Consider the following 2,101-nt stretch of genomic DNA (forward strand, 5'->3'; position numbering starts at 1 on the left):
AGTTCAATGGGGTGGAAGAGACCCGGCTCAAGCCTGGCGAGACCGTCGAGATCGGCCGCAAGCCTCTGCGTCCGCTGCCCGATGACGGCCGGCGTCGTCTGGAGGTGACCGATCAGACTAAATCCATGTCAAAACGACATGCCATTTTCACCGTCGATCAGGACGGTTTGGCCACCCTGCGCGACATGGGTTCCACCAACGGGTCCTATCTGATCCAGTCTGACGGATCACTGGTCAGGCTGCCTGTGGATGCCGCTTACCCCCTGTCCAGCACCTCGGCTCGTTTCCAGTTCGGTGATGTTCCTGTCGATTTCGTGCGCATCAGCAATCCCGAAGAAGACCAAACCGATCCCTCGCTCCGGGTACCTGACCTCTTCTCATACTCCACACAGCCCCGCGGCACGGTGGAGCCTGATGCAGCCGACATGTCCGTTGACGACATTCTGGATATGCGTGCCGGCGAGCCCACCGGCATCTTCAAGGCCGACGGGGTCCGCAACCGGGTCACTGCCCTTCATGATATGGCCCTGGGTGCCGCCAAGACAGCCGATTCTTCCCAAGAGGCGGACGGAATTTCACAAGATCGTCCCAGGTCTGCCTCAGTTGCTCGCGACTCGGAGGATAGCGCGTCGCCGCCTTTCTCCGGAAGATCAGCGTCTGCGAATACGCGTGACTCGCAAGCGCGGTATTATGACGATCCTGATTCAGCAGAGCGTGGCCAGACTGACAAGGGATCGGCAGGTACTGGCTCGGCAGATGGTCAGGTAGCTGACCCTCGCAGAGCCTATGCCGACCAGCCGGATGACAAAGAATCCGAAGACCGCGAGGGTGGCCGGCGTGAAGGGGACTTCCAGGCTCAGGACTCTCGTGACGAAGACCGCCGACCCCTGCCGTGGCAGGAGGACGAATCCGAGCAGGGTCTGCCGCTGGTCGGCACCCAGGAGGAGGACAGGCAGCCGGTCGACCGTGACCTTTTCGCTGATGCTCGTCGCTCGCGTTCCGCTGAATCCGCTCATGACCAGGAACGCTATGACCAGAATGCTAGTGATGATCGTGGTCAACAAGATGAAAGCGTCTCTTCCGACTACAAAGGCCATGCAGACGGCCAGTCCAGACAAGGCCGGGGGGGCGAATCAGGCTCAGCCCAAGGGTTCACCCCGCTGGGAGCTGTGGAGCTGGCCCGCCTGTCCAAGGAGGAACCGGATCAGTCCCGGCTTCCTGATCCAGCGGAAAAGCCGGATGATGACCATCAATACCAGCCGGCCTTTGAGCCCGGATCCGTCTTCGAACGGGTTTCCAAGGGTGACTATGACCGCGGCCAGGAGGCCATCGAGGTGGACGGGATGAGTTCTGATGATGCCAAGCGAACCGGGGACTTCGCCCTGCAGTTCGCCATGGCCAAGCATCGGCAGCTGCTGCCTTTCCTGGCCATGAACCCGGCCCTTTACGATGATCTTTACGCCTGGTTGGAGGCCCAGGGCGACCGGGACATCGATGCGGCCCTGCAAAACAATGAGGGGTATCACGAATATCTGAACGCCGTGCGGAAGTGAGTAGACGGATGAGCGAGACGGTAATGAGCACCGGGGGATCAGAACAGGGCAAACGTACCGAGGATGCACAGGCATCAGCGGCCGAATCCTCCCCTGACCGTGCGGCAGAAGAGGTCAAAGCTCCGCTGACTCCTCTGGATCGAATTCGAGGATGGCGCCAGGAATACCAGAACCAGGTGGGATTGACTCCTCTGGAGAGTGTATCGCAGCTGGCTGCGCAGATGGACCTGTCACATGCGCATCCTTCAGGCATTGCACAGCTTTTCGCCAGCGGCCAGGTCCATCTGGATGCGCTCTTCCGAGACCGGGGCATGCTGCGCGCGGCCCACCGGCGCATGGAGCGGGTTCTGGACGATCAGGCCGCCAAGGAGCGTGCCAGCGGCTTTGCCCAGCTCTCCATGGTGGTAGGAGTGGCTGCCTGGCAGGGGCGCGACATGCCTGTTCTGCTCTACCCCGTGCGTATTGATGAGAGCACACAGGGAACCTCCAGAGCCTCCATCAGATTCACAGGCAAGGTGGATCTTAATCCTGCCTTGATCTCGGCCATG

1 protein-coding gene and 1 pseudogene are annotated in these 2,101 nt (G+C 60.9%); both read left to right on the forward strand.

The window, feature by feature from the left end; genetic code table 11:
* A partial coding sequence (locus AC0AP0_RS12655; RefSeq protein ID WP_490430744.1) for a variant leucine-rich repeat-containing protein occupies window positions 1–1,553 on the forward strand: 1,553 nt, incomplete at its 5' end.
* Window positions 1,554–1,561: 8 nt separating this feature from the next.
* A pseudogene (locus tag AC0AP0_RS12660) lies at window positions 1,562–2,101 on the forward strand (helicase); the annotation flags it as partial.

Source organism: Bifidobacterium sp. POST2/T3 (B1) (assembly GCF_058197115.1).